This is a genomic window from Oscillatoria nigro-viridis PCC 7112, from assembly GCF_000317475.1.
GTDB lineage: Bacteria > Cyanobacteriota > Cyanobacteriia > Cyanobacteriales > Microcoleaceae > Microcoleus > Microcoleus nigroviridis.
The window spans coordinates 74,598-98,956 of sequence record NC_019763.1 but is presented as its reverse complement, the minus strand read 5'-3'; the positions used below and the strand labels follow the sequence as shown (position 1 = coordinate 98,956).

Sequence of the window (24,359 nt, the reverse complement as noted above, 5' to 3'; positions counted from 1 at the left end):
GGGAATCGCAATGGCAGAATGGTTTATCTTTCCTATGAAGGATGAGAAATTAAAAACTGAAGGAACAGGCGCGAACAAATATTATGATTAAATTTTCAGCCAGTCCCAGAAAAGTTTGGGCAGTTGCAGAAGCAGAGCGTCTGGCCTACGGTTATTTATTTAATCCGACCTTCGCCACAGAAACCTCACTTATTGAACCCTTACCCCACCAGCGTATTGCAGTTTACAAACATTTACTGCAACATCAGCGACTGCGGTTTCTCCTTGCTGACGATGCCGGTGCTGGTAAAACCATTATGACAGGTCTCTACATTCGCGAAATGCTATCGCGTCGCTTAATTCACCGGGTTCTCATTGTATCATCGGCTGGGTTATTGGGAAACTGGCAACGGGAAATGAACAAATTATTTAGTCTGCCGTTTCGCATTGCCACTGGCAACGAAGCAAAATCTACTAATCCCTTTATTGGTGAAAATAGCAACCTTCTTATTGTTAGCGTTGATACTTTAGTAGGAGAGCGAATGTTTTCGCGTCTGCAAGAGTCGCCAGTAATTCCCTATGATTTAGTAATATTTGACGAAGCTCACAAACTCTCGGCCGATCGCGAACCAGACTTTTATATTCGCAAAACTAAACGCTACCAACTGGCAGAAGCTTTGGTCGGAATTAACGATGATGAAAACTGCCAATTAGAATGGACTTGTCAGCATTTATTGTTACTGACAGCAACCCCTCATCAGGGGAAGGATTTTCCCTACTATTATTTGTGGCGGTTATTAGAGCCAGAAGTCTTGTCAACTTATGACGCTTTTAACACTTACCCTCCTGCTTCTCGTCAGCAACATTTTATGCGACGCACCAAAGAGGAAATGGTGCGTTTTGATGGCACTCTCATCTATCCGATGCGAATTTCAGACACTCTGAGTTACGAACTCACTCAAGGTGAAATTAGCGAACAAACTCTCTATGAAAAAACTACTCACTCTATTGAAAATTACTATAACCGCGCTCAAATTTTAAATCGGTCTGCGGCTAAATTAGCAATGAGTGTATTTCAGCGAAGGAGCCTAGCCTGATGAGCAAGTTGCAAGCACCCGACAAAGAAGCGACGGTCAGGTTTACTGTGGATATGTCTGAATCTTTGCACCGCAAGCTGTCGATGTTGGCGGCTAGGACTGGGCGCAAGAAAGTGGATATCGTGCGAATGCTGCTGGAGGATGGGTTGAAAGAAGTGTCCGGGTAGGGACTCACGCCTTGGAAATCAGAGCGAACTGCGATGAAGATGGAGCGGTTGAAAGAAGTTGATTGAGGCTCCAATAGCTCACGCCCCTACCTTCTTATCTTTTACGCGGCAGACGGCAACTTTTCAACTTCTTTCACCCCCAAAAACCGCACGTTGACGATTTCCCTGTAAGCCTCTAAATCAGGCTGCCAATTTTCCAAAAGCTTGTACAAGTGTTGCAGTTTCTCGCCTTCTAATTCGCCTGCTATTTCGTACTGGAAACTACCGGAGAACAATACTGCGGGAGTTGGGTCAGCTTCTTGCAGTTGCAGCATAGCTTCGGCAACGCTCAAATTGAGTTCTCCTTGTTCCAGAGAATAAACTAAATTGACAGCAGCTTTTACGGGAGCTTTCCCCACATCAGACCAAGTGCCTTTCGAGAGTAAAGTGGAGGTGATGAACTCGCGGGCGGCATTTTCGTCTCCTGCTTCAAAGGTGATGAAGCTTCTGGGATTGATGCTTAAAGCTTGATAGTCGGTGCGGGGTAAAGCTTCGACGTACTTGCGGATGACGGCGGGAATTTTTACGTCTTCTTGTGATTTTGTACTCAGGGATTCGATGAAGGTGATGGCGTTCGATTGGGCGACGATGTTGATGCCGTTGGTGAAGGCAACTTGAGAGATTTGGGGACTGAAAACGGGGGGGCGGGCGAGTTCCCAGTCGGGGGGGACGATGCCGCTGTATTTGAGGAAGTCTGAGTTGAGGAGGGTGGGGGAGTGGTTTTTGGCTGTGAGGGCTAAGGCTAGTTCTTGGATGGTTACTTTAGGTGTCATGGTTGCTGGTAGAGCGATGTTTTGTTGTATTTTATACAGGGTTGGCTGCTTTTGTACAGGGGGAAGTTCATTTCCACTCAGCATCGAGGTTGTGCGAGCGTTCAATTTTTCCTTTTACGGTAAATTTTCCCAAATAGAAACCCAAGCCTGAAGAACTTGGTTTGGAGCTATTCGATTATTTTCTAATAAGGTTTTTATGATTCCTAAACGCAACTTTAATTTTTTTAAACTCCTGAGTTCCTCCATATCTGATTCAAGTTTTTGAGATATCGCTTCGGGGATATTATCTCTAAAAAGTTTTTTCCAAACAGAAGCTTTAGCTAGAGTATCTTCGTAAGAAAATTCTAAATTTTCAAAAAAACAACTTATAATTAGTGCCGGATCTAGAACAGGATCGTCAACCCTCGCTCCGAGTTGCAATATCATGTATAAACGCAAGTTCATTAACGATTCTATAAGGGATTCTCGAATAGCTCCATTAGAGCGGTTCCGAGCTAAAAAGTTATAGACTAAAACTGCTATCTGCGCCCAAATTAAACTTGACTGACGGTATTCCTCAGATTTAGATGCCAGATCGCTGGCTTTAAAGGCAGCAGTTTCGGCTAGCCCAAGCCAGTTAAAATTTATGGGCACTTGTTGTCGATCTTCCCAAACGCTGTTCAGCCAAGATTGCACTCTACTGGGTTCTTGTTGTAACAGATTGTTCAAAAAAATTACTGCTTCATCATTCATAGAACTCAAACCTATTTGCTAACTTAATTTTGTGAAAACAAATATTTGTCCGATTTGGGGATTTTTACTACTCTCAAATTCGATCAATTATTGTTCGGGGTGACAGATGCAATCCATTTAGTTCAAAAGCAGCTCTACCAATGTCTAAACTTATACCGTTAGGTAAGTAGTGACCGCTATGATTTGTTATTTCTAGGACAAAGTATTGATTTCTACTTCCCGCAATCATTGCCTCCCCAGCAGCCAAAACTGGTTCGCCGTTATTGATAACAGAATGTGCAATTTCTCGCCCATTTACTATTGCAGGGATAAAAAATAGTTCTCCCGTTTCTGTAACAGCCCATTTTACTTTTTCTCCTGTATCAATCATTCTATCAAAAGCAGGATTTCCTGCTTTTAAAGGTTTAACATTAAGCCGTCGTGCTAAAGCAAGCTCTTGAGGCAAATTATCAGGTAGAGTATTAGGAAAAGAAAGCTTTTTCGCACCCACACCTTTCCGTAGGAAAGATAGGGCAACTGGACCAGTGACTAAGCCAAAGCCTATCGCCATTGAAATAACTAAATCTGCCGTACTATAATCACCTTTGTTAATAGTAGCTCCGATTAGATGGCTACCACTCTCCCACTGTATGCCCGCTAAAGTGTTAGCAATATCCGCTGCCGCTTGAGCCTCACCCGCGCTAAACAAACCAGTCGGATCGGTATATGTAACCGGATTTGCATGAGCGTAAAGATACTTATGCAGCGACATCGGATCTTCAAAGCTGCCCTCATAAGTATCCCGCCGAGTAAACCGCCCCACGCTTTGGTTGTAATACCGCTCTCTCAAATAGTATTGACCTAAGTCTTCATCAAGCTGCTCTCCTGCAAACAAGTAGTCATTCTCTACATTACCAGCAGAAGCAATTAAATTGCCAAACGCATCGTAACTGTAAGTATCAGTCACCACACCCGACGCATTCGTCAGCCCCCTCGTACTCCCCAAGCCATCAACTAAATAATACGAATCATTAACTCCCCGTTCCTGACTAATCAAATCCAACCCATAAACGTAACTAGCAATCAAAGCATCATTAACAGATTCCTCTAACACCTGAGCGTAAGGAAGATTCTTATCAACCAAATACTCAGTAGTCACCCCATTAACAGTCTTGCTAACCCTCACCCCATCCGCATCGTAAGCATAACTAATATTCTCGCCCGTCGGAGTTTGAACGCCAATCAAACGATTCTCTTGATTCCAAGTATAAACCGTCTCTTGAGTACCGTTCTCAATCTTGCGAGTAGTATTCCCATTCGCATCGTAACGATACTCAGTCGTCTTAACCAGCACCCCATTCGGCCTCAATTCCTCCTTCAACAACCTATCATTATCATCATAACTATAAGTCGTCACCCCACCAACAGAATCAGTCTTACTCAACCGATTCCCCACAGCATCGTAACCGTAACTAACCGTCCTCTCAACCGTTCCCCCAGGTGCAAAGATTGTCTCTGACCTCAAGCGGTACAAATCGTCGTATTCGTACTCAACCTTGCGCCCGTTCTGTTCGGTAACAACTCGCCGATGCCCGACAGGATCTAAGCTATAATCAAAACTTTGAAGCGTCGCACCATTCCTTTGATAAGTCAACAACTTCAACCGATTCAACTCATCATAAGTCCGACTTTCCACCACCCCATTCGGTAACTGTGTTCGTTCTAAATTCCCCTCAGCATCGTAGAAATACTTCGTTTGGGCCAAATCCGGGTCAATCACTTTCTCCAAACGATTTTGCTCGTCATATTCGTACTGAGTCAACCCAGCAGGAGTTCTCACAGAGGTGCGATTGCCCGCAGCATCGTACCCGTACTCAATCGTCGCCCCGCTTGCCAAATACGGGCCATCTGGGTCAATTCTCGATACCAACCTTCCCAATTCATCGTAATTAAAAGTAGTCGTTTCCTGCCCTTTGACAACAGTCTTAATCTGCCCGCCACTCGTGTAAGTAAACGTAACGGGAGATTCCCCACTAACAGAAAACTGTTTGTTCGTCAAGCGATTTTCAGCATCGTAACCGTAGGTAATAGTATTACCATTAAAATCAGTAACACTTTGAACATTACCCGCAGCATCATAAATCGTACTCGACCTTTGATTTAACGGCAACTCAACAACAACCCGACGACCGTTTTTATCGTACTCAAACTCAGTCCTATTATCTTCAGCATCCTCCTGCCAAATCAACCGCCCAGCTTCATCGTAACCGTACTCGGTTCTAAGATTAATTGGGTTAGTTCCAGCTTGGTTTAAAGTCTGCACTACCGCAGTTAACCGTCCCAACGCATCGTACTCGTACTTGACAGTTTTACCCGCAGCATCAGTAGCAGAAATGCGCCGTCCCAAACTATCGTATTCGGTGCGATTTGTCGGATTATCTAATAGATTGTTGGGACTAGAATCGGGATAAACAGTCTTCACCAACCGACCTAAACTATCGTACTCGTAACGAGTCACCCTTCCCAACGCATCAATACTAGCAACAGTCCGTCCCAACTTATCGTATTCAGTACGACTTCTCGGATTATCAGAATTATCAGGCGTAGCATCAGCATAAATAACCTCTTCAAGCTGACCGTTAATATTATACCGATACTCAGTTCGATTTCCCCTTTCGTCGATTTCAGCTTTGACATCACCATTCTTGTAATACTCAGTCTTGCTTCTGGGATTGTTTGACAAGAAAACAGGTGCGATGTCGGGATAAATTACCTGAGTCCAATCAATTGTAGCAGGAGTTTGATTTGGCGCGACTGCTTGAATTAATTGCGCTAGTGTATCGATTTTATCCTGGTAAATCGTTTCAACTAACCGCCCAGCATCGTCATAATTGTAGTGAGTTACCGAATTATCCCGGTCAACAGTAGCCCGCAAACGACCGCCCTTATCGTAAATGTTAATCGTTCTCGGATTGTCAGCCGGATAGCTGAGAGTATTGTCGGGATAAATTGTTTCAACCAACTGACCTTTGCTATCGTAGCGGTAATCAGTCCGACGATTCAAAGCATCAATTACAGCAACTTGATTCCCATTAGCATCGTACTCGTATTTGGTAACTCCATTTAATCCATCAGTTGTTGACTTGACTTTACCGTTACTGTCGTAAGTTGATTTAGTAACTAAAGTTTGCACGCCCGAAGGAGTAGTTACCGTGCGAGTTTCAGTTAAACGATTCCCACTGCTGTCGTAAGTGTAAGTTGTTGTATTTCCTAAAGCATCCTTCAGTGACAGTACGTTACCCGAACCATCATAAGTAAAGTTAGTAACTTTGTTAGCAGTATCGGTAAGGGTGAGAAGATTTCCCCTCATGTCGTAGCTGAACTTACTAACATTCCCCTTTGCATCTTTAGCAGTCAGCAAATTGCCACTCGGAGAATAAGTATAAGTCGCAGCATTCCCCAGGGCGTCGGTTTCAGTTAAAACCTGCCCGCGACTGTTGTAAGTCCACCGCGTAACATTACCCAAAGCATCTTTCTCAGTTAACTTATTCCCCTTCGCATCATAAGTCCACTCAGTCTTCGACTTCACCTCAACCGAATTGCCAGCAGCATTTAACTCAGTGGTAATTACAGTCTCAGTCAGAACGTTATTATCCCCATCAAAAGTCCTATCAACCCTCTTCCCTAACGGGTCAATCTCAGTTAAAACATTCCCCCGACTGTCGTAAACGTAAGTAGTTTCCTTCCCGAAAACATCCTTAACCTTCTGAATCGAATTATTCGGGTCATAAACCAACTCAACCGCCGACCCATTCGCATCAATCATCTGTTTGAGGCGACCTTTCTCGTCGTACTCAGTCTTAACTCCACTCCGTCCCAACGAATCGATAACCTCAGTCAAAAAGTGCGGTCTGTCCTCATCTTCATACTTAAAAGTCGTAGTATTATTCTCCCTGTCTTTTACAGCAACCAAATCCCCTTTCGCATCGTATTCGTACTTAACCTTCTTGCCATCCGGGTCAACAACACCGACAATCCTCCCAGCAGCATCCCTCTCAAAAGTCACCGACTTACCCGTACTGCTAGCAATCCCCGCATCGCTAAAAGATAGCTTATTCCCATTAGCATCAGTAGCAGTCAGCAAATCCCCAGTTTTAGCATCAATCTCGTAAACCAACCCTTCCTGAGTCGTCAACACATAAACCCCACCAAAAGCAGGATTTTCGGGATTGAAGGGCTGCCCGTTCACCCCGTAATACTCGCCGTACTCATTCCGTATCAAATTCGCGTCCTTAACCGTCAGAGTCACCGTCGAACCCTTTTGAGATTCAAAAGCCGGCTTGTACATCGCAGCCCCCGGCCCAGCAGCCCCTAAATACTGATTCAAATGATGCGGAGTCGGCTTAAAAGTAAAGGTTTCCCGCTTACCTCCGGGTAGGGTGATGAATACCTTAGTCTTGCTATCAAATGCTACGGTATTGATGCCCAACTCCTCATAAGTCGGGTCAGCCTTCAAAGAAGTCTTCAAATCAGTATCCCGGAACTCCATCCGCCAGCCGTAGCCGAAATCATCGCTATTATTCGCATTCAAAGAATCGTAAGTCCGAGTCACGTTAATCGGAATACCCGCCACCGGAACCGTCAAATCGGTAAACGACAACCGGAAATTGCCCAACTTCAAATCGCCCGCAACATTCACCGTCCTTTCAGTAGTCGAACCGTTACCGTTGGTATCTATTGCAGTGAACTTGAGAACGTAAGCGCCGTTAGCCAAAACAGTCGGGTCAAATGTCGCAACCGTTCCGTTGCTGACAGCAGCAGTTCCCCGATAAACCTCCTTAAACCCTCCGCCATCGCCCGGAATTTGCCCGCCACCAACCGGGGCTACTTCCAATGTATAGTAAGCTAAATTGCTGTCACTAATCGTGCCGGTGATGTTGAAGGGCGCGGTGATTTCTGCATCATCTTCCAGGGCGATATTTATAACAGGCGCGTTGACATCGGTGGGGTCAATTGCTGCTACTGTTTGAGTCGCAGTTCCGGCATTTCCAGCACTATCTTTAGCTGTTGCAATTGCCGTGAAATTGCCTAAATTATTTACCTTGACAGATGCTTGACCTTGTGCATCCAAAACTACAGGAGTGCCGTTGATAGTCAAACCCAAAGATTCAACTTTCACGTTATCGACAGCATTGACGGTAAACGTGACCGAATCTCCGAGATTAGCTGTATTTTTGCTGGCAACAATATTGACTTTAGGTGCGGAAGTATCCGCGACAACACTTAAATTGTAAGAAACAGAAACAGTCTTGCCAAAAGTATCGGTGATAGCAACTTGCACCGGCCCCGTCGTACCGACATCAGTTGCTTGAGGCATCCAACTAATGCGGCCGAATTCATCAACAGTCATTCCAGACGGCGACTGTATCAGAGAATAAGCAAGCAAATCCCCCTCAGCATCAGTCGCCCTTAAATCGTAACGATAGGTAGAACCAACAACCGCCGACTGAACAACAGGAACAGCAGGAACAATCGGTGTAGAATTTGCCCTTGCAGTTAATGTAAAACCTTGCGCCGCCCCCAAACCTCCAGCATCCGCAGCGCCTACAACTATTTGATGGTTTCCAGCAGTCGGGTTATCCCAAGTCAGCAATCCAGTTGCGGCATTAATTGCCATCCCCATCGGGGCTTTTAATAACTGATAAGTTAAACTGCCACTTTCCGGGTCAGTTGCTTGTACCGGATAGCTGTACTGAGAACCCAAAGATGCTGCAAATACAGGAGTTGAAACTACTGTTGGAGGCAGGTTGATTGCAGCAGTTCCCACAGACACCGCAAACTTCTGATTCCCTACCCCACCTTGGGTGTCAGTTGCTAAAACTTCAACAGTATGAGAACCTACAAAATTAGCACCCGGAGTCCATTCAATTAAACCAGTTCTGGCATCAATCTTCATGCCATCCGGTTTGGTTCCCAAACTGTAGCGCAGGGTATCGTTTTCTGGGTCAGTTCCAAATACTTGATATTTGTATGTTCCGTTGACTCCAGCAATCGTGACTGGAATGGATACAATCGCAGGCGGCGTATTAATTCCCGTTACTTTTAAGCTGAATTCTTGACCTGTATAGGAACCCAAACTATCAGTTACCCGGACGGCGACTGTATGTTCTCCTATTTGTTCGCTGGTTGGTTGCCAACTCAAACCCCCTGTTTTTGTGTCGATTACCATACCATTGGGCGCACTGTCAAGACTCCAGAGCAAGTAATCTCCATCGGGGTCGGTTCCTGTTAGCTGGTAGCGGTAAACTTTTTCTAAGTTGGTAACGGTATCCGGTACTGAAGTAATGCTGGGAAGTCGGTTGGCGGTGGAATTCGATACGTTGACAGTCCATGATTGGGTGTCGGTTCCACCTTGTCCGTCGCTAACCGAAACAGACACTGTTTGCGGGCCTGTTTGGGCAGCAGTCGGAGTCCAAGCTACCAAACCTTCTGAGTCAACGGTCATCCCAGCGGGTTTGGAAACTAATGTAAAGCTGATGGGGTTGCCGTCGGGGTCAGTTACAGCGAGTTTGTAGAAATAACCGCTGCCGGTGCGGGCTGAAGTGCGGGGGTCAGAAGTAATGTCCGGCGGGCGGTTGGGAATCGCCTCAATTACCCGCAGCGGCACTTCTAGCTTGGATTCGCCACCCTTTCCATCCGTGGCTTTAACTGTGAAAGAATTCGTTCCCAATTGTCCGGCTGTCGGCGTCCAAGTTACCAATCCGGTAGTTGGGTTGACTGTGATACCAGCAGGCGCGTTCGGTAACAGCGCGTAGGTAATAATGTCGCCGTCGGCATCCGCGGCTACTGCGCGATACTCGAATCGCTTACCGATTTGAGGTTGCAAGTCCGACGGCGGTATGGAGGCAAACAGCGGGGGATTGTTGGGCGGTATCAATTCTACTTCGACGTACTGCAAAGCTTGACCGCCTTTGCCGTCAGTGGCGCGCAAAACGACATTGAATTTCACCGTAGAGGGTGCCGCTTCCGGGCGACCGAAAGCAATCAAGCGATCGCGCGTCGCCCGCAGTTCTTTATAATATTCTTCGACCTGCGCTGCTGTCGGAGTCCAAACTACAGTGCCGTTTTTCGGGTCAACGCTCATTCCTGGAGGGTTGAGAACTAAGCTGTAAGTCACTTCGTCGGCATCGGGGTCGGAGGCCAAAGCCCTGTAAACTAGGGGTTCCCCGGCTTTGAGCCCGAAGGGAGGCGCTACTGTCAGGAAGGTGGGGTCGGAATTCACAGGTTCTTGCGAATCTTTGTGGACGCCGAATAAATGAGTGAATGTTTGTCCCGCAGCCGTGACTGTATCTGTAAAAACTGAGGAACTGGGTGCAGTTTGTATGTAGTCGCTTGGCGCTACAGCCCGCACTTTGTAGGTACCGGGCACTAAGTTGTCAAAGGTAAACTGATAGTTTGTTTGACCCAAAATTGACTCGGAATCGTCCTTTTTGGTCAATTGCTTCGGTTCGTCTGGATCTAGCACTCCGTTGTTGTTAAGATCCAGATAGACTGGCACGTTTTCCATTAAGGGCTCGATGGTGTAGCGGGGGTCGAAACCGCCGAAAACGCTGCTTAACTGGTCTATATCGCTCAGTATTACTGCTTCTGGGTCGAGTTTTTTGATGGTATCCAGGGTTGAATATTGGCCGATACCGAAGGCTGTCAAGCCGATGCCTTTGGTTGTGAGGTCTGCCCTTACGGTCGCGGAGACTGTGGCATCGAGGGCGCCGTAGCCGTCGGACATGAAGATAATATTTTTGTCTCCCGGCATATAGGGGACTAATTGGTCGATAGCTTCTACGGCACGAGTAAAATCGTTGTGACCGTTGGGAATGGTGTAAGTGTCACTTGCCAGGATTTCCCGGATATCGGGGATGCCGTTGTTGTTTTTATCTGCCAGGGGCGTCGTGTAGGGCTGAACCCCAGGCGTTGCGGGGTCCATATCTTGAATTTGGGCGGTGTATTGATGGGGAATCAAGCCGATATTGACTCTATCGCCCAAACCTTGAGCTATTAATGTATCGATAAGAGTCAGGGTAGCGGCGACTTGAGCTTTGAGAACGTCATCAACCCCAGCAGGGCCGGCAAACGGGGCTGCGGTACTGCCAGAAACATCGATCGCCACTATAATAGCTGGATTGTTGCCCTTAACTAATTTAGAATCGCGGAAGCCGTTGCCGTTTAAGTCGTCAAATACGGCCCCTTGAATTTTACCCAAAGCGCCGTAAGCATCCACGGTAAACTTTTGCAAGCCCTTGCCGCCGCGCGGGTCTGCCACCTCCACGGTAAAGTCAGCTTTGCTCCCGGCCGCAATATTTTCCGGGAACCACAGCAACTCTCCGCTATCGCCGTTAATCAATGCTCCCAGCGGGCCGTCCACCAAGCGGTATTTGAGTCGGTCGCCGTCCGGGTCAACCGCAGCTAACTGATAGCGGTAAATTTTATCGTCCAGTCCGAAGCGGACTACGGGGTCGCTGACGATAACCGGATTGCTGTTGGTCGGGTCGGGCCACACCCGGATGCTGTATTCTTGCAAGTCTTTGCCGCCCTGACCGTCTGACGCTTCCAACTTCACGGGATACAAACCGGACGAACCAAGAGAATTGCTGCCCGTTTCTCCCGTCCCCGGAGTCACGATATCGGCTGCCGTTTTCTCGTAGCGCAGAGCCCGGAATTGGTAATTGACCGGAGCGCTCGAAGTCCCGCCCTCTATTAACAGAGCGTACTCTCCAGTAGCCGGCAGTTCCACTGGCAAATCGCTGCCGAGCCAATTATAAGTAACCTGCTTGTTGTCAGGACCGATTAGCTTCCAGTAATTTGAATAATTACCGACAATAGAATCGAAGAACAAGCGATCGCCCTTATTGCCCTCAAACTTGTAGAATTTGCTTTGCTGCCCGGATGCTAAAGTACCGGTCACCGGCAAGTTGAACGGCATGAAGCTGGCTCCTGACAGTTCTAGGAGTTGGAACGAGTAGTTTTGGTTGGTTGCTTGCTGGCCTTCGATTACCAGTTGGTACAAACCGTTCTGAGTCAGAGTAAGCGGTTCGACATCGGTGTACTGGAAGTTGGGTTTAGTAAATACTGCTTTCCCGGTCGGGTCGTATAAAGTTGCAGAAACATTAGTTCCCACCATGCCGTTGAAAGCTACCCGCAGGCCTTCCACGCCGTCAAAAGTGTAAACTTTAGCTTCAGCCCCCGAAAGCGTTCCAGATACAGGACTGCCTATTTCTAAGTAGTTAGTTATCGGGCTTCTGAGGCTGTTGGGTAACTCAGCAACGCGCAACTGATAGCTGCCAGTTGAAGAGGTGTAATAGCCGTATATTTGTAGAGTGTATTCTCCTGTTTGCGGCAATACTTTTGGCAGGGTATTTAGGCTAGTATCTTCGTTATCGAATACTCTGCTGCCGTCAGGGGCTATCAGCCTTGCTCTGATTTGCCAGTTATTATTGTTGATGCTGTCCAAGAAAATTTGAGTGCCAGCCGACGCGGTGAATGTGTGATTTGTAACGCCCCCGGCCGTCAGCGTACCGCTAATTATAGAATTGAGTCCGGCGCTAGTTTGTGGTGCTGGCGTGTTATCAGTCGCGCTAAAATTATAGCTGACGGGTGAAGAGTTGTTTCCGGTAATAGCTAGGGTGTACAAACCTGCTGTCGGCAGCGCCACCTTAAAGTCTGGTGAGTTCCAAGGCGGAGAAACTATTGCTTTGTTATCGGGTCCGTAGAGCACCCAATTTCCACCGTTGCTCCACGCAGCAGCGCTTAAATCGAAGTTTAATACTTGACCCTGACGGCCGGTAATTTTATACAAGTCAACTTCTCCTATTTCAGCAGTGCCGATATTGGGCGCGGTCAAATTTAGAGGAGAAGAGTCGGCTAAATCGCTCAATTTAAAACTGTAATTGCCCGTGTTATTGTTGGTGGCATCAACTACCAGGCGATAAGTTCCGCTGGCATTCAAAGTTGGCGGCTGCCAGTCAGCGCTCGTATTAACACTCGAATAGCCCGACGTGCCAACAACTGCGTTGCCAAAAGGATCGTAGAGTTGCGCCGACAAATTGCTGTTCCCAGTTAAACCGTCAAAAAACAGCTTTTGTCCGACCTTACCATCAAAAGTATAGGTATCTTTTTCGCCTGCTTTGTCGATGCTTTGACTGACAGTTTGACCGAGAGTTAAAGGCACTGTTGTTAACTCGGGCCTTACCACTTTAAACTCGTAATTGTTATTAGGTCTGTCCTGACCTGATAAAACTAACGAGTATTCGCCAGTAACGGACAAAGGTTGTTCGGGATCGTTCGTCAAGCCTCCAGAGGTCAGGCGCTTGCCGTATGGGTCGTAAAGGTAGTAGTAATTGTACGGATCTCCGGCAGTCATATCGAAGTAGAAAGAGCTGCCTGCTGCACCTTGAAATTTGTAGGTTTTAGCTTCGCGCTTGCTGGTGCCGAAGTTGCCAGAAATCGGAGCATCTAAAGTCAAAGTTTCGCCTTCTGCCAAATCGAGCAATCGGAAACTGTAAGTATTTCCCGCACTGTCAGCAGAACCATCTACAATTAGCTTGTAATTGCCTTCTTTGGTAAGGATTACAGGTTCTCGATCGTATGAGGCATATTGACCGTTATACCACTCGCCAAAAACCGTTACTCCATCCGGGTCTACCAATTTTACTGTCAGAAAAGTTGATGAATTTTCCAAGCTGTCAAACCACAGCTTTTGACCTATAGTTCCTCGAAAAGCATAGATATCCTGTTCCCCAGCTTCGCCAATCGTACCGCTAACTGTATCGCCCACAGTGTAAGGTGTCGTAACGATATCCGGCGTTACTATCCGCAGGTTGTAGTTGTTGTTGGTAGCGTTTTTGCCCGACAAAATTAGAGTGTATTCGCCCGAAAAAGGCAGCGCTGTTTTCTCATTGTCAGAACTCAAACCCGCGTAATCAAAAATCTGCTTTCCGTAGGGGTCGTAGAGAAAATAATTGTTAGCAGCATCGCCAACCGTAGAATCAAAATAAAGAGGCTGACCTTGAGTGCCGTTAAAGCGATAGGCAATCGCTTCCCGCTTGAAAGTGCCGAAGTTCCCCGCAATCGGAGTATCTAAAGAAGTAACAGTTGCCGCTGCCGAGTCGAGGAAGCGGAATTGGTAAGCACCCGTATAATCGTAGGAACCGTCTACTTTTAAGGTGTAAGTTCCAGCCTCAGTTAAAGTCAATAAATCTGAGGAATTTCTATCGTCGCCAAGATTGTGACCGTTCAACAGAAGTTTGCCTGTTGGCGAATACAAGTAAGCGGTAATGTTGCTGCTGGGGAACAAGCTATCCAACCACAACTGTTGACCGGGAGTTCCAGTAAAAGTGTAGGTATCTTGTTCTCCTGGTTCGCCAATCGCACCCATTATTGTATTTCCAATTGTGTGAGGTTGGGTGACGAGATCGGGCGTTACCATCCGCAAATTATAATTGTTATTAGTTTGACCCGTCCCGTTAAAAACAAGAGTGTACTCGCCAGAACTAGGCAGCTTTGTCGGTTCAACGCCGTAATCGTAGGAGTAAGGATAGGGAGGGTCATAAGACAAGTCCTGATAGAAAAAGCGCTGCCCGTCGGGACTGTAGACGGAGTAGTTAGACCCGCCTCCCTCAATGCGATCGAAATAGACATATTGACCCCCAGTACCCGTGAATTTATACACGACCGCATCGCGCTTGCTCGTGCCAAAATTGCCGGTAGTATTTGTATCTAAAAAGGTGGTTTGTGCGGCAGCAGCCAAATCGAGAAGGCGGAAGCTGTAGCTGCCGGTAGCGTCACCAGAACCATCTACTACAAAGCGGTAATTACCCGTTTCTTTAAGGGTAGTAAGAGCAGCGGGTTCGAGATCGCTTCCCAAATTTTGACTGTTCCAGATTATAGCGTTGGTGGGGCTGTACAAAGTGCCATTAATATTACCCGCAGCCAGGAGGCTGTCGAACCACAAACGCTGACCTTCCGTACCCGCAAAAGTATAAGTATTTTGCTGGCCGGCTTTGCTAATTTCCCCATTCACGGTATTGCCGATTGTCAAGGAAAATGCACCATCTGTTGGTGTGACGAGCCGCACGCCGTAATTGTTATTAGTTTGGTTGTCACCATCAAAAGCGAGCACGTACTCGCCGGAGCTTGGCAGTTTTTGTTCGTAATCAGAGACACCGTATTGATAGAAAAGCTGCTGGCCGTTGGGACTGTAGAGCCTGTAGTAGTTGTAAAAATCCCCATCAAGGCGATCGAAATAGAGGGTCTGGTTTTCTGAGCCTTGAAACTTGTACAAAACAGTTTCTCGCTTGCTCGTACCGAAATTGCCGGATACAGTTGTATTATCCAAGCTGGTTAAAGTTGTTGCGCCCGTATCCGTATTGTCGAGCAGTCGGAAGTTGGCTGTAGTTTGCGATGTATTATTTGATTGCAGCACCAAATAGTATTCGCCGTCAGCTTCTAAAGTCTGCAATTCAATATCGTTTGATAAATCTCCGGTATAAGCAACTTGCAGCCCGCTCGAATTCAACAACTTTGCCGTAACGTTGGTACCGCTAGTATTTAAACCGTCCAACCAAACTTTTTGACCGACTGTCCCCGTGAATTTGTATGCTTTCGTTTCCCGAGGATTTAAGGATACATTGATGGGGGCATTTAAGGCGAGCGTTGGCGATGCTTTGAGGTCAACCAATTGGAAGCTGTAATTGCCCGTGGTAGTGGCAGGGTAACCGTAAACTTCCAGCTTGTAGGGGCCTGTTTGCGTTAGTTGATAGGCGCCGCCGTCGCTCTGGCTGTCAAGATTGTTAAAGACAAAATCATTAGTGCTGTTTGGCTTTAAAAGTCTCACCCACCGCCCTGGAGCGTTGCTTTGACCGTCAAAATAAATTAGCGTCCCGGCCTTGGCTGTGAAGGAGTTTTCATCCACTTCACCCGGTGCTGACAGCGTACCGCCGTAGGGCATCCCCAACCCGCTGTTGGTTGTAGCTGGCGGTAGGGTACTGTTGGCTTGGATGTTGCTGTAGCTGACCGAATTTGCCGAAGGATTCCGCAGCGCCAGGATGTAAGTGCCGTCAGCGGGCAGGGTGGAGGTGAAGCCAGTGTTAAGGTTGGCCGAGCCGACCCTGTTGTTTTCGTAGTAGTAGCTTTCAGGGTTCAGCAGGTTTTGAGGAGCGTACAGCACCCACTCTGCACCGGAACTCGCGCTAGAGCCAGCGAACGTCAATTGCTGTCCTGCCGTGCCGTTTATTTTATACAGGACGGTTTCTTTTGCAGCCAGAGATCCGCTTAGCGGGGTTCCCAACGGCAGTAGCGGCGCTGCGTCAGAGAGAATGAAGCTGTAATCTCCAGTTTTACCGTAAAGGCCGTCAACTGTCACCTTGTAAGTGCCCGCTTCGGTGAGGGTGAAGGGCGGGCGGTCTGTACCCGTGTTGCCATTCAAAACCTCTTTACCGCTGGGACTGTAAATTTTAACGGTGATATCGCTGTTGCCGATGCGGGGGTCGAAGTACAGCGTTTGACCGACATTACCCGTAAAGGTGTAGGCATCTTGTTCTCCCAGCTTGCTGATGCTGCTGGTAACGGGGGCAGAAAGCGTCATCGGGGCGGGGGGTGAAGTCGTGGTAATTAGCTGAATTTGGTAGTTGACGGGCGTGCTGTTTTCTCCCCTCAGCATCAGGTAGTAAGTTCCGTCTCCCTCCAGGGGGTATTCAAAATCGGTGGAAAGATTTACGTTGTTAACAAGTACGCCATTGTTGGAGTTGTAGAGGCTCCAGGCGGCAGTGCCTGAGTTTTCTTGACTGTCGAAGTAAACGCGATCGCCTTTGGCTCCTGTAAATTGATAGAACTGTATCGCTCTCCCAGGATTTAGCGTGCCGGAGGTCGGGCTGGTGGCGTCTTTTTGCAAGACTGGCACGTTGCTGGCATCTACCAGGCGGAAGCTGTAAGGGTCAGTTGTTTGGTTGTCACCATCCACAGTCAGCGAGTAGGTCCCGTTCTCCGGCAAAATGACAGGACTCCGCCAATAAGAGTCTGACTCCATCGGCGAGTTGTTGATGACTTTGGTGCCGCTGGGGCTAACTAATGTGGCTCGGTTATTGGGCGTCTCCATCAGCGTATCGAGGAACACCCGCTGTCCTTTGGTGCCAGTAAAGGTGTAAACGTCCTGCTCGCCTTTTTCGCCGATGGAACTCGAAACAGGGACATTAAATGCCAGCGTCCCGGCTTGCACGTCGGGAGTAATTACTTTGAACGAGTAGTTGACCGGGGTGTTGTTGTTGTAGCCCCTGATTGCCAGCGTGTAAGTGCCGGAGTTCGGCAGTACCACTTCCATGTCGGTATTCTGGGAAGCGTCACCGCCGGGAACCACGTTATTCCCAGAATCGTAAAGAGTCCAGTTTGTATTTACAGTTCCCCCCGGCGTATCGAAAAAGAGGCGCTGGCTTTTCGAGCCTGTAAACTGATATAAATGCGTTTCCTGCCCTGGGTTGAGGGTGCCGCTGATGTCGGTATCCAAGTTCAGGAGTGCTGCCAGTCCCAAGTCGAGAACGCTAAAGCTGTAAGTACCCGTGTTTTCTTCAGTCCCGTCAATTTCTATGCGGTAAGTGCCGCTTTCTTTTAAAGTAATCGGATTTCCGTCATAGTTGTATTCGAGATTGTAAATCGGCAGAGCGGCACCGCTGGGACCGATCAGTTTTGCTGTGTGCGGCCAGTAGCCGTTCGGGATATCTTGCTTGTAGAACAGCCGATCGAAGTAAATGCGCTGTCCGACTTCTCCGGTAAAGGTGTAGTAATCTGTTTCGCCTTTTTCCTTGAGTTCCCCGTAAACGCTGTTGGGCTCCGCGTTGCTGCCGGGGACGATGGGTACTGTGATGTCGTCGGGCGTGACAATCTCGAACGAGTAATCGACGGTGCTGGTAAAGCTGGAGTTGCCCCTGATGGCGAGCACGTACTCGCCGTCCTTCGGCAAGTACAGTTCCATATCTGCTTCCGAGCCGCGATACTTGGCTTCTTTGCTGTCGGCCGAGTAGAGTATCCAGTTGAAGCCGCCGCTGTTGGTTTTGTTGTCGAAGAACAGCTTTTGACCTTTGCTGCCGGTGAAGCGGAATAAGTCGTCTTCCGAACCGGGGCTGAGAGTGCCTTTGATGGTTGTATCGAAGGGAACGGCGGGTACTAAGCCGAGGTCGATAACGCTGAAGCCGTAGCTGCCGGTGGCGTCGCCGTTGGTTGACGTTACGATGCGGTAATTGCCGGTTTCTGTCAGGTTGAGGATTTTGTTGCTGTCTAAGTTCGTTGATACAGTCTCGCCGCTGGGACTTTGGATGTCGAATTTCCAATTCCCAGCAGCACCGCTGTATTGCAGCGGGTCTATGTAAATGCGCTGTCCGGCCGTGCCGCTGAAGGTGAATTCGTCTCTTTCCCCTGGCAAGCTGATTTTACCCAGTACCGTATCTCCCAGCACGAGAACGGCCGGCGGCGTCCATTCCACCAGTCCCGTATTGGGGTTAACTTTCATGCCTTCAGGGCCGAGAATCAGTTTGTAGCCGATTGTATCGCTGTCGGGGTCGGTGGCGTCACTGTCGTAGCGGTAGGGTGTATTTATCCAAGCATCCACCACGGGTGTCGAAGTGAAAATCGGCGGCCTGTTCGGCGGTTGGCTGAGGGCCGACAGGGTGTAGGTAAGTGTGGTAATTCCCCCGTTCCCATCATCCGCTTGCACCGTCACCGCGTGGTTGCCGATATCTCCCGCCACCGTCGGCCAAGCAATCCTTCCCGTTACGGAATCTATCTCCATTCCGTTCGGTTTTTCTAACAGGGAATAGGTAATTGCATCTCCATCCGGGTCAACAGCAGCAGCGGTATAAACGTAAGGTTTTCCAATTACTACTTCCGTATCTAAAGTTCCCGAAAACTCGGGCGGTCGGTTCAATTCGCTCAAAAATACTAAATCGTAACTGAATAGAACGGACGAGGGATTGTAGAATTTTAACGTGCCTGGAAGCGTCGTTTCTCCCGGTTTTAACAGGCCGTCCCTGGAGAGTGAAGTTGCGTCGTAATAAACAATTCCATCCGGCGTAATTCCCGAGGCATCCAACAGCCTGACTGTCGGGTCGCTAATGTTAGTTACTCCCACCAACAACCTGTCGCGCAGCGGGTATTGTCCGATATTTTTTAATGCTAAATCGGCGTGCAGAACTTTGGTTGTAGAGTTGAACGATGTCTGCCCGTACTCGGTTTCCACGCCCCCGGAAACATCCCTCAAAGCAGCGAAGTCAATCGGGGTGTTATCGGGGATTGTTCCGGAGGGTGTTGTCGGTGTTGGTGGCGGTGCTGCACCGGCTTGAACGTTAATCGAGGCGATGCCGACTTTGGTTGCCGCGTCGCCGTCGTTGTTGACCAATCGCACTTGCAGAGTAGCGGCGGTTCCGGGCGCGATTTGCGACAAGTCTATGCTGATTTTGCCACCGTTAAAAGTGACGCCCGGTGCTAGTTGGGGCGGCAGACCTTCAGTAATGTTAAAGGAGGCGTTTTTGCCGCTGGCAATGGTGCCGATTAAGGATTTCCCAGTCCCATCCACTAACGATATTTCAAAGGCGTCGTTAATCGATTTTGGGTTGGTATCAGAGGTATCGAAATTGAGTCCGACAATGCCAATATCGAGGGTTGAAGGAGATGCTGGGATTGTTAAGGTTTGCGAGTAAGTGTTGGCAAATGTCGTTCCTTCTACCAACCAAATTGTATCGGGGTTCGGTTCAGTTGGCTCTACCAAACTGTTGGCGTATTCTATCAGTTGCTGTCCTAAAGCTGTATTGCGCCATTCTCTGTCAGGGTCGATGACGGAATCCAGCAGCGGTGCGTTTCCTGTTGCCCCAAGCACTGTGAAGATAAGGTCATTGTAGTCGCTGTCAGAGTTAGCGGCCGACATATCTTCCATCGCAAAAGTGTTCCCCGTTCCGGTTGTGTCGGCTAGAGGCAACACGTAAGATGTATCGTTGGGATTGGCATTCGCAATACTGAATAAGGGGCGACTGCCGGAATACACGTTTTCCGAATAAAAGGAATCGAGCGATGACTGTACTGTATCGTCGGGGACTAACATGACGGCAAAGGTGTCGCCTGGGGTCATATTGAAAGTTTTGATACCTTGATATTCGCCGCTGTTCCGCGAACCGTCGAACGGCATCGCACCGGTGAATTTTGCTCCTTCTGTAGCATCGCTGATGACAACGTGTCCCTCGGTGGAATTGCTTAAAACTCTACGCAATGCTTCGGTAATGAATTCTGGAGTTCCTGGTGTAAGCCCGGACATTCCTGCCAGGCTGAAAATTCCGAGTTCGCCTTCAAAGGAACCGCCGTCAAATACATAGTCAAATCTGACTTGTCCTTGGTTATCTACAAGAAAAGTACCGGGGATTGGTGGTAAATTGGCTGTTGTTGTTATTGATAAATTTGTTGGGGGATTTGTATTGCTTTGGAAGTCGCCCGTACGCTGTGTTGAATTGGGTTGACTGTCTGCAATACCGTCCGAAAATTGAGCCGGTTCTTCTGCCTCTAACGGCAACAAACCGCTTGTTATATCTGCTCCTTGGGGCGCAATTTCGGTATCTGAATATGCGGGCTGGGCGGCGGCGGTTTCTGTTTGAGTTGAATTGCTATTATAAGTGTTTGAATTTGGTTCGGGTGGGGATTTAAGAGTTGAGGGTGAAATGCTGGTTTCGACTGAGGCTATCTGTGCCGTACCTGCTGCTGTTTCTGATGGAGTTGAGAAAAGTGCCGGTATAGGAGAATCGGTTTGTACGCTAGAGTTTGAGGGAGAAATTAGCGGGTCGGGTTCGAGAGAATTAACGACAGTTGCCGGGGAGTTTTCAGTCTCTAATTCTGCGGTGAAGGTGACAGCGATGTCCGTATCAATTGTATCCGCAGCGAATTCTGCAAAAGCGAAATCGTCTGTTTTTGATGGCAATTGTTGGCTTTCAACTTCGGCTGTTATTTCAGCAACAGGGAGTTCGCGTTCAACCGTATCATCCGCTTCTGGTGTATAAACAATTGATTCGGTTTTTGTCACCAATTGTTTTGTTTCAAATTCGGCTGTTATTTCAGGGAAGGCGGTGTCATCTTCAATTAAATCGGCAACCTTTTCTGTTTCTGTAGCAATAATCTCAGCGGTTGTTGTGGGAAATTGTTCTGTTTCAAATTCGGCTGCGGTTTCGGTAACATCCCGGTCATTTTCTTGGGTATCAACAGCCTTGGATGCGGGAATAACCTCAGTAATTTGGACCGGCAATTGTGACGCAGCATTAGGAAGATTGTCGTCGGTTTCTCTTGGCAATTCTTCGCCCAAATTATCGGCAATCTCAGATGTTTTTGCAGGAGGCTGTGACGCGATGGGAGTGGGAATTAGCAGAGTTTCAGCGGTTGGTGGAGAAGCAGCATTATTTACAGCATAGTCGGCTGAAGCCGGCAATTGAGGAATGCGATTAGTTGCAGTTGTGTCGGTTTTAATTGATTCAGTATCTGCTGACTGGCTGACAATAAATTCTGCTGATACTGGCAGTTCACTTTCTGAATTTAATTCATTAGGGATAACACTGGGTGTCTCTGGGGGAGAGGCTGTTTGTTCTATTTGTTGCGATTCTTGAGTATCTGATTTGCCAACTGTTGATGTTGCTGTTGGTTGCGCTTCTTCAGTATCGGATTGGCCAACTATTGATGTTTCTGTGGCTGGTGATTCTTGACTATCAGATTTATCAACTGTTGATGTTGCTGTTGGTGGCGATTCTTGAGTATCTGATTTGCCAACTGTTGATGTTGCTGTTGGTGGCGATTCTTGAGTATCTGATTTGCCAACTGTTGATGTTTCTATTTGTTGCGATTCTTGAGTATCTGATTTGCCAACTGTTGATGTTGCTGTTGGTAGTGATTCTTGAGTATCTGATTTGCCAACTGTTGATGTTGCTGTTGGTGGTGATTCTTGAGTATCTGATTTGCCAAATGTTGATGTTGCTGTTGGTTGCGCTTCTTCAGTATCGGATTTGCCAACTGTTGATGTTTCTGTTGGTTGCGATTCTTGAGTATCTGATTTGACAGCAATTGATGTTGCTGTTGGTAGTGATTCTTGAGTATCTGATTTGCCAACTGTTGATGTTTCTGTTGGTAGTGATTCTTGAGTATCTGATTTGCCAACTATTGATGTTTCTATTTGTTGCGATTCTTGAGTATCTGATTTGTCAACTGTTGATGTTTCTGTTGGTTGCGCTTCAGGGCTGTCTGAGTTAGCAACTGTTGATGTTGCTGTTGGCTGAGGTTTTTGTTGGTCGTTATCAGCAGTTATCGATGGTGTTTCTCCCTGGGATTTATCGCCGGAATTAGTAACAGTTGATTCAGCGGTAAATTTCGGTTCTGATTTATCCGATTCACCCTTCAGTTTTTGAACTAACTGGGAGTGAATTGATGCTGATAAGGGGTCAACTAATTGACTGAGGGGAACGATTTTAGATGTAGCGCCCGTGACTCGGAATGTGATATCATCGTAATCGCGATCGCTTCCTTGAATCAGCCCCATGTCTTCCATGACGAAAAGTTTGCCTTCGCCTGTAATATCGGCAATTTGACCGATACTGAAGCCGTCGCTGGGATTGTCTGTAGCTATTGAAAATAGGGGTTTTTTGTCGCCGCCGATTGCGGGGTTGTCGTATACTTGCTGTACGGTGCCGTTGGGGACTAGCATGAAGAAGAATTTGTCCCCAGGCGTCATGGCAAATGTTTTTGTGCCGAGATATTGCCCGGAATTGAGGTTTTCTGAGCTGTTAGGGTCGGTGTAATATGCGGATTCTAAATCGTCATTTATTGCGATGTAGCCCTTTGTCGAGTTGCTTAAAGCTCGACTGGCTGCTTCAAAGATGAAGGCTTCGGAACCGGGAACGAATTTTTCCATTCCGAGTAGGCTGACGATGGCTAGTTGTCCGCTATACCAGCCGCCGTCGGATGTGAATTGTATGCCGATTATTCCTTTTTCATCGACAGTGAATGCGTTTGAGTCAAAGTTGATGTTGGTTGGGGGAGTTGAGGTTCGATCTGGTTCTGGGGTTGAGGTTTTATTTGGTTCTAAATTAGTGGCGGTCTCTAAGTTGTTGGTGGTGGAGATTTCGGTAGGTGAGGTTTTGTTGGATTCTGATTTGTCAGGAGTTGATGCAGTTGCAGGTAATGTTCGATCTAGTTCAGGGTTTTCAGCGGCTGATGCAGTTGCAGGTGATGTTGGATCTGGTTCTGATTTGTCAGGAGTTGATGTAGTTGCAGGTGATGTTTTGTTGGATTCTGATTTATCAGTCGTTAATACAGTTGCAGGTGATGTTTGATCTGGTTCTGATTTGTCAGGAGTTGATGCAGTTGCAGGTAATGTTCGATCTGGTTCAGGGTTTTCAGCGGCTGATGCAGTTGCAGGTGATGTTTTGTTGGATTCTGATTTGTCAGGAGTTGATGTAGTTGCAGGTGATGTTTTGTTGGATTCTGATTTATCAGTCGTTAATACAGTTGCAGGTGATGTTGGATCTGGTTCTGATTTGTCCGACGTTGATGCAGTTGCAGGTGATATTTTGTTTGGTGATGACTCGAAGAAGAGTGTAGTCCCTGATGATAAGGGCGTTTGGTGTTCTTCAGGTTTGGAAGTCGTTTCAGCGGTAGCGGGTAATGGCGTTTTCTCCGAATCTTTTTCGCTTGCGGTAGATGCAGTTGCAACGGGTAATGTTTTGTCCGAATCTTTTTCTGATTTTGTGGAGGCGGTTGGCGATAATTGTGTTTTATTTTCCACCAATTCATCTGAAACCGCGGTTGTAGCTGCTGTGGTTTTATTTAGTTCTGAGTTGCTGATTGAGGAGTTGAGAGGTATGTCAGTCGCAGATTTATTAGAATCATCAGAAACGTTATTTGATGCAATTTGATTCGGGTTTATTAGGGGGTCTCCTAAGTCGGAGTCGAGTTTACCAATTAGGGGATCAACTTCAGAATTTGTTGTATCCCTGAGAGTGCTGTTAGTTATCAGAAGGCTGGTGTTTGCAGAAGATATGCTGTTAAGATCGGAGGGTTTATTAATAATAAAAGCATCAGTTTCTGTTAGACTGAATTCGGATGCGGGTTCGCTTGCTGGTTCTATTAAGTTTAAGTTAAGCTGTTCGGATTCGGATGATTCTGCCGGAGCTTGATATAATAAAGGTTTTGAGGTTTGAATTCCCGGCAGCAGAGGGGGCTTTGTCGGGGCAAGTCCGGGAATTAAGGATTCCTGTTTTTCTATTAAAGGTTCTCCAATCGGGTCTGTTAAAGGCACTCGCTTGCACTCCTGATTTGAGGGTTAAATTATAGTTTTGGTAAGCTTGGATGCGTCACTTATTTTTTTGAGGAGATGCGAGTTGCAATTATGTTACCCGCTTTGGTCGAGACGCCTGTTTGAATGGAGTTATAAGGCGAATCCGTACTCCTTAAGCGACTGTAGCCCGCCTTCGCTATTGTTACTCGCTTTCGCTATTTATTGAGTCAAGGACTCAATTTATTCAGTCAAGGGC

At 47.4% G+C, this 24,359-nt stretch carries 5 protein-coding genes; 2 read left to right on the top strand and 3 right to left on the bottom strand.

Annotated features, from left to right (window positions below; all coding sequences use genetic code 11):
• Positions 1 to 83: 83 nt before the first annotated feature.
• A complete protein-coding gene (locus OSC7112_RS31395; protein ID WP_041623813.1) occupies positions 84 to 1,076 on the top strand; it encodes a DEAD/DEAH box helicase in 993 nt (330 codons plus the stop codon).
• Positions 1,076 to 1,243 carry a hypothetical protein gene (locus tag OSC7112_RS40405; RefSeq protein WP_015211666.1) on the top strand — a complete coding sequence of 56 codons (168 nt, stop codon included), beginning with the start codon at positions 1,076 to 1,078 and terminating at the stop codon, positions 1,241 to 1,243. The genes OSC7112_RS31395 and OSC7112_RS40405 overlap by 1 nt, the downstream gene beginning before the upstream one ends.
• A gap of 101 nt (positions 1,244 to 1,344) precedes the next feature.
• Here OSC7112_RS40405 and OSC7112_RS31385 read toward each other — a convergent pair whose 3' ends face one another.
• The 3 genes from OSC7112_RS31385 to OSC7112_RS31375 all read right to left on the bottom strand — a co-directional run bounded on the left by OSC7112_RS31385 (position 1,345) and on the right by OSC7112_RS31375 (position 24,124).
• Complete coding sequence (locus OSC7112_RS31385; RefSeq protein WP_041623837.1) at positions 1,345 to 2,055, bottom strand: hypothetical protein; 711 nt, start codon at positions 2,053 to 2,055, stop codon at positions 1,345 to 1,347.
• A gap of 114 nt (positions 2,056 to 2,169) precedes the next feature.
• A complete protein-coding gene (locus tag OSC7112_RS31380) occupies positions 2,170 to 2,787 on the bottom strand; it encodes a hypothetical protein (protein ID WP_015211664.1) in 618 nt (205 codons plus the stop codon).
• 73 nt (positions 2,788 to 2,860) lie between these two features.
• The gene (locus OSC7112_RS31375; protein ID WP_015211663.1) at positions 2,861 to 24,124 is read right to left on the bottom strand and encodes a putative Ig domain-containing protein; all 21,264 of its coding nucleotides are present in this window, start codon (positions 24,122 to 24,124) and stop codon (positions 2,861 to 2,863) included.
• Between the last annotated feature and the right edge of the window lie 235 nt (positions 24,125 to 24,359).